Annotated in this window: 7 protein-coding genes; 2 read left to right on the forward strand and 5 right to left on the reverse strand. The window is 49.5% G+C overall.

All coding sequences use genetic code 11. The features are described from left to right. Positions 1-292: group II intron maturase-specific domain-containing protein (locus VE954_RS33760; protein ID WP_324961355.1), on the forward strand; the 292-nt coding region annotated here is incomplete at its 5' end. Between the two features lie 195 nt (positions 293-487). Here VE954_RS33760 and VE954_RS33765 read toward each other — a convergent pair. Beyond that, a complete protein-coding gene (locus tag VE954_RS33765) occupies positions 488-3,331 on the reverse strand; it encodes a 7TM diverse intracellular signaling domain-containing protein (protein ID WP_324961357.1) in 2,844 nt (947 codons plus the stop codon). Positions 3,332-3,459: 128 nt separating this feature from the next. Further along, entirely contained in the window at positions 3,460-3,693 is a 234-nt protein-coding gene (locus tag VE954_RS33770; protein WP_324961359.1) for a hypothetical protein, read from the reverse strand. A gap of 316 nt (positions 3,694-4,009) precedes the next feature. On the opposite strand from VE954_RS33770, the gene VE954_RS33775 reads away from it, so the two are divergent. Continuing rightward, the gene (locus tag VE954_RS33775) at positions 4,010-4,162 is read left to right on the forward strand and encodes a hypothetical protein (protein ID WP_324961360.1); all 153 of its coding nucleotides are present in this window, start codon (positions 4,010-4,012) and stop codon (positions 4,160-4,162) included. 247 nt (positions 4,163-4,409) lie between these two features. Here the strand turns inward: VE954_RS33775 and VE954_RS33780 are convergent, their stop codons facing one another. The 3 genes from VE954_RS33780 to istA form a co-directional block, all read right to left on the reverse strand. Next, on the reverse strand, positions 4,410-4,556 hold the full coding sequence (locus tag VE954_RS33780) for a hypothetical protein (RefSeq protein ID WP_324961362.1): 147 nt from the start codon (positions 4,554-4,556) through the stop codon (positions 4,410-4,412). After that, complete coding sequence (gene istB / locus VE954_RS33785; RefSeq protein WP_324961364.1) at positions 4,553-5,293, reverse strand: IS21-like element helper ATPase IstB; 741 nt, start codon at positions 5,291-5,293, stop codon at positions 4,553-4,555. The genes VE954_RS33780 and istB overlap by 4 nt, the downstream gene beginning before the upstream one ends. Before the next feature lie 8 nt (positions 5,294-5,301). Next, positions 5,302-6,517, reverse strand: a 1,216-nt coding sequence (gene istA, locus VE954_RS33790) for an IS21 family transposase (protein ID WP_324961366.1), incomplete at its 5' end; no start/stop codon positions are given.

The following is a 6,517-nucleotide window of genomic DNA, read 5'->3' on the forward strand; positions in this document are numbered from 1 at the left end:
GAAGATCATCAAATTTCAATGGAAGATTGGACTCAAGGTGAATCTGTCTTTGAAAGAAATAGCCAAGGAGGTTAATCCCATCATCCTAGGTTGGATCAACTATTATGGGGCATTCTACAGAAGCAGATTGAAAAGCCTTGGATTTTATATCGACAGGCAGATCATGAAATGGTTCCGGAATAAATACAAAGGCCTAAAATGGAACATTGGTGCATCAAGCGACTGGTTGAGATCTGTCTACACAATGTGCCCAAAACTGTTTGCTCATTGGAGTTTCTTTCCTGTGTACTGATGGAAGCGGTGTGAATCGAGAGGTTCCCGCACCGTTTTACGAGGGGTTGGAGGTGAAATTCCTCTGATCTACTCACCTTTTAATGGCACTGTGCCCCACACCCCGGCCGCTGGTGGCGGAGGCCCTCTCGGTCGTGGCTCTGTCAGGGAACGCGACGTGAGCCCTCGAGGGTGGAAACCCATAGCTGAAATAATTTCAACTCACGCCTCGTTCGGGTACTATCGGTCCAGCTTTTGAAGCTTCGGTATTGAGGTTATAGGGATAAATATGTTCTGAGTTCAAAGTGATTTTGAACGCAAACTTGATGAATCCTTTCGAGTCTGGCGCGCCCATCGACACAACCTCAATATTTCCTCCCTTGCTTTGCAGGATGGAGCGAACAGCATCCATGCCCATACCGCGGCCGGAAATCGCTGAAACCTCATTCTTGGTGGAAACCCCCTTCAGGAATATGGATTCCATTATTTCCGTCTCAACCAAATTTACCCTGTGACTCTCTGCAGCGAGCATATCCTTAAGCCGTTTCAGGTTCAATCCGAGACCATCGTCGGAATATTGAATTTGACACCGCCCGTCCTGGTCCGTATCGACCTCGATGGATATGGAACCGTTGGAGCTTTTTTTCTTGAACCGCCTTTCCACTTCTGTCTCAATACCGTGATCAAGGCTATTCCGAAACAAATGTACAAAGACCCCTTTTATCGTGGTAGTCATTAATTTGCTGATAAGAACCCCATGATCATGAATGAGTATTTTGGGAGGAAGCTTGCCAAGCTGGTCTGCCAGCTTACTCAAACCGTTCAGTTCATCCACCAGGTGGGAAGCAATCGGCATCGCAAGGGATTGAGAAAGTGATTTAAGAGAATCTTCCAAGCCCAGACTCTTTGTTGCCGCATTATTTTGGGCCATAATTCGGCAGACCTTGGAAATCACCGCATGATCGAGACGTATGTGAGATTCGTTTGGATCAATATTGAGCTTTTGTGCAGCTATGTCGATATATGCATTCAGATTTTCCTGCAATACTGAAGCGAAGTCTGACAATTGTGGAATATTAACCTGTCCAGACTTTACGTTGATACACTCTTCGCATTCATGAGCCAGGTTTGCAATATCGAGAAAAGCATAGGTACGGGCCATTCCCTTGAGTGTATGCAGGAGACGGAACATGCTGCTGAGGTCATGACTCTCGCTTTGTTTTCGCATGGCAATAAAAGCCAAAAGTTCGTCAATACAGGAGCGGCCGAATTCAACAAATGATCGAAAGGTGGAAATGTCAATCGAAGAGATCGTATCTATTTTGTCGAGAAGCTCCTGCCTTTGGCTGTTTTCATGGGTCAACTGCTTGAATTGCGTGATGTCTCTGAATGCTACTAAAATCTTGCTGACAATCCCTCTCTCATCGTCCATAGCGACCCAGGACACGAGAAATGATCGCATATTGCCCTCTGTTTCCATTTGAAGCTCTGAAGGCAGAAGATGAAGGTTTAATTCCCATGCCAGCCTCTCTTCATCAAGGCACGCAAAGAAAATCTGGTTGATCGACGCCAAAGCGTCTTTCGAAAGTTTAAATTTGCAGAGGATGGAGGTCAATTCGCGATGTGCGAGATTTTTTTCATGGAGCATCTCCATAAGATATTTCGAATGCTCGCCATGGAGCTTGAGAGCACCCCCGTCACGATGCACAGAGAATATACCCTCTTCCATGCTGTCAAGAATGCTGCGGATATCGATCGTTTTCTCAAGCACAAGACTTTCCAACTGGTGATTGAAAATCTGTAGCTTCTCATTTGCATCATGGATCTCCCTGTTTTTCTGAGTAAGATCCTGATTCAGATTGTTGATCTCGAGATTTGACAGATCCTGCCGGTTTTTAAGCTTATAGCCAACTGCCAACGAAAGAGTTATAACCTGAAGCATGGCTCCACAAGGCAGAGCCAATTCGCCGATATAAAGATTATTTATGATACCTATGACTTCGAGAGCTTTCAGCACGGAGCCTGCATAAAGAAACACCCAGGCCATTGTAAAGTATATGGCGGGACGATAGCCTTTCATGGCAAACCTGATGCCTTGCGCGACGCCATTAAAAGGAAGCACAGCAGCCATGAAAATAGCGGCTGGTCCTCCAATGTAATGCTCGAGGTGTGTCATGACCATAAGCGGCATGCATAGGGCAACGGTGGATAGCAGGAAAACATATACTTTTTTTGAGGTATGTTTCATATCAAAATACAAAACGTTGACTAAGCATCCTCCGATAATACTGAGGTAGGTCGCAAGAACCAGACCCCTGTTTGGCAAATAGATGTCCGTTGGAAAAAGGATTCTGCAGAATCCATTGGATGTGATAATGGTTATCTGAACCGCAGCTATCGTCAGAAGATAAGGAAGGTAAACTTTTTCGCGGACCTGGATAAATAGTAAAAAATTATAAAAGAATAGAAAAATTCCGACGCCGAAAAACATCATATTGATGCCGAAATCGTGGAGTCGATTTTCATCGAAGGCATGGGTTTGTGTCAGGTATAAATCGAATTTGAGAGGGGACCGACCTTTGATTGACACGTAAATGTCAACCGGCTCAGTCAACTCAAATCCGAAAGCCGGATAACGATGCTTGATAGTTTTAAGGTTGTGACTGTATGCCACTGCCTGGTCACCGCTTATCCCGTATGATCTGACTTCTTTGTCCTTGCCGACTATAAAAAAATCCAAAAAGTCCGATCCAGGGTCACGGCTTTCCATCACCACTTGCCCTGGACCACTTCGCGGACTCAGAGGAAAGCGGGCCCAAACTGTTGAGCTTGAATATCCGGCCATGAAAGGTCGATCAAGCCGGTGTTCCTTCCAGGCAGTTTCCTTTTTCAAGATGTCCTGAAGCGTCAGTTTACCTGTGGGGTCTTCGTATAGTTCCAGGTAAGGGGAAAGGCTTATAGTACCTTCCATGGGGAAGATAATAGGTTTTCCCCAAAGATAACCCTGGAAGGAAAGAAGGATGAAGATTCCTACACAGATCTTATTAATCAGCGCCAACACGAATCCTCCTGGCTTTGCTTTCAACTCACTGATGCTCTGAATATCAGCAATAGACTAATATTATGGCATATATCCATTAGACCTACATAGGTCGTCCGTGAGGCGTTATCCTGTCGTGACATCCTTCGTCACAGGTGCGAACCCTGCAGCCTGCCGCCGGAAAGTCTTTCCAGGGACTGCACTGTGTTCGACGCTGGTGCAGGATCAGGTTCGAGTTGTGGTGGAAACAGTCTACGCGGACCTTGATCGCGAACTGAGAACTGTATCTGTCCTGCAAGGAGCGACAGGACGCGGTTGCTCTTGCCCTGAATGCGCAAGGCATTGGCAAGCTCGGCCGCGTTGGATTCGAGGCCGCTGTACATGATCCAGGTAATAAGTCCCGAGACGAGCTAGCGGCACAACGAGCGTAAGATAGAACTTCCGCGCGAGGCCAAGCGTTCGCTCATGAAGATTTTTGGCAGCACGTCGCTCCTTTTATGTGGCGGAGCCTACTCCTCAGAATTGACTCCGGGTCATGCGCCTCACCCTGAGTACGAGCTTTGGGGTCGGTATTTTACAAACGTCTGTTGACCAAGTATACTGTAGATAAAGCGATCCGAAAAATCTGACGTGTCAGGACCTGCGGCCCATGGTTCGCAATCGGCGCAATAGACTTGTCCGGCTGCGGAGTGTGATATAATGAGCCGTTATGTCAAATCCGGGTTTGCCGTTTTCGCGTCAGCCGCATTCCTAGGCGCGAGTCCCGCCATCAATGCCTTCGCTGCTCCGGCCAAGACGTATCTCGCCGCCTATAAACGTCCGCAGGATCAGGGCCCCGGAAAGAATGCTTAGAAATTAATCAAATCATCAATATGATTGACTAAAAGCCGCCTCCTGGGAGATGCAATCCTCCTCCTTCGGAGGTTTTTTCAATGCAATGTGACATACCGCTGGCCTTTTCCCTGGCCGATCAATTCGAGGCCAGTGCTGATTGTAGACGGCCATCGTAAAGCGGCGATTGCCGGCTCGGCAGAGATGACCGAATTGCAGCATAAAAAAAGAGGGAATCGCCCTCGCGTCCCTCCGTCCGTTGTGTAACTCAGTGACCTTCGGTCGCCATTATCTCCTTGTCGTCATTCAGTGCCTTGATATTCCAGAGCAGTGTTTCCAGATCTTCCAGCAGCCCCCAAAGCCGTCTATAGTGATCCATCTCCAGTAACATGATTCTCAGTTCAGCTTCCGTCATGGCTTTTCCTTGTTCGCCTTGGAATCACGAAGTCGATGAGACTCTCCGGCGATTTTGATGATCCTCGCATTATGGGTAAGCCTGTCGATCATCGCCGTCACGCAAGGCGCTCCAGGAAAGACCTGCGCCCAATCCTTGAAAGCCAGATTGGTGCTGATGCAGATGGCCGCTTTCTCGTATCGGCGGTTGACGATCTCGAAGATGAAGTCGGCGGCGCGGGTATCGAAGGACAGGTAGCCGATATCGTCGATGATGAGAAAATCCCTGGATTCGTAGTATCGTAGCCTTCGCTGCAGTGCGTGACGACTCTCCTGAGCGCCGAGGTCAATCGTCAACGCCGAAGCCGTTGTGAAAAGGCATGAATAGCCGTTAAGCACAGCGTAGTGGCCAAGATTGCGAGCGATCATCGTTTTGCCAAGACCTTGTGCCCCAGCGAGTACAGCGTTTCGCCTGGATTCCAGGAATTCCGGTGTAAAGAGCGATTCGACGGCTTTTCTGTCGATCTCTTTCGGCCAGTTCCAGTCATAGTCCTGCATCGGCTGAAAACGTCCGAGCCTGGCCTCCTTTAATCGCCGGTCGGTGCTGCGCCGTGACCGTTCGACAAGCTCAAGCTCGACCATGCGAGCGATGAGATCACGATGGGAGCTTTTGGAAACTTCGGCCTGGCTCAGAAAGCCGTCGAGGTTTTGTGCGATGTAGTGAAGTCTGAGTTCTGAAAGTTCGTCGTAAAGGGTCATAACTGCTCCTATATATCGTCATAAGTATCGAGGTCATGGGACCTGATCCAGAGGTCACAGACTTCGGGTTTTTCCGGCAGCAAAAGGCTGATAGTCGGGTTATCCACTGGACTTTGCAGGATTTCATAAAGATATCGCATGAGGTCCTGGACCCGTGACGCTCGCTCATCAATAGCCCTTTGGATAATGAGGCGAATCATCTCTGAACCATGCAGCCGACTGGCTTTCTGGATGAAGTTCACGAGCGCCTTGGTATCGAGGTGGAATTCGATCCACAGACGCATGAGCGGCAGGAGTTCCGGCAGTTCTTCGGAGAGGCGAGCGATATGTCTGCTGATACGTGGCTTATTCCGATAGTTATCGACCTCCGCACGATGGGCCTCAGTCTCGATCTTTTCACCGGCATCGTAAGAGCGGCGATGACGGGCGACTTCCTCGCTGCCGTCCATGATGACGACTTCGTGCTCATAGGACCAGAGCGTCAGCACATGGCCGGAGGTGGCCAGCGGAACGGAATACTGGTTTTTGTCGAAGTGGACATAACCATAGCGATCCGGCCTGAGGATGAGTTTGCGTGGCACGCTGCGGGCGATATCGGGTAATGGCAAGAGGACCCGCTGCTCTTCCAGGAAGGCTTCAGCCACCGTCCGAGCTGGGTCGTCCGGCCACTTCCTTTCCAGAGCTTCGCTGCTGCACCAGAGAATGCATTCCCTGTTCAGGCTCCCGATATCCGCGATGGCCCGGCCCTCGAAGAAACTGCCGCGAAAGTAACGAATGCTGCGCTCCACCCGGCCTTTCGATTCAGGGTGATACGGAGCACAGACGCTCGGCTCGAAAAGCCAGTGCTGGCAGAATTCCACCAGCGCATCGTGGTAGCGGACAACGTTTCCAAGACGCTCTTGGACGACGCTTTTCATGTTGTCATATAGAATGCTCCTGGGTACGCCGCCCAACGCTTGAAAGGCTTTGACATGACACGAGAGCAGGGTTTCGACCCTCTGATCAAAGGTGAAATAGACGAAGATCTTTCGTGACCACGATAGTGTCATGACAAAAGCGCTAAGGTTGCGCTCGGCTTTGCCAATGCGTAGTTTGCCGAAGTGGCCCCAATCGACCTGGGCCTGCTCACCGGCAATGACATGTTTTTTAACGTAAAATCGCTCCTGATACGAGGGCCGCATCGTACCGAGCCGCCGCTGAAGTTGTCGCAACGATCCCGTGTAG

The sequence above is a fragment of the Oligoflexus sp. genome (genome assembly GCF_035638955.1).
GTDB lineage: Bacteria > Bdellovibrionota_B > Oligoflexia > Oligoflexales > Oligoflexaceae > Oligoflexus.

Coding starts and splice junctions, on each gene's coding strand:
- VE954_RS33770 (WP_324961359.1), bottom strand. CDS start 3,693: ATGTACAGCGGCCTCGAATCCAACGCGGCCGAGCTTGCCAATGCCTTG.
- VE954_RS33775 (WP_324961360.1), top strand. CDS start 4,010: ATGAGCCGTTATGTCAAATCCGGGTTTGCCGTTTTCGCGTCAGCCGCA.
- VE954_RS33780 (WP_324961362.1), bottom strand. CDS start 4,556: ATGACGGAAGCTGAACTGAGAATCATGTTACTGGAGATGGATCACTAT.
- istB (WP_324961364.1), bottom strand. CDS start 5,293: ATGACCCTTTACGACGAACTTTCAGAACTCAGACTTCACTACATCGCA.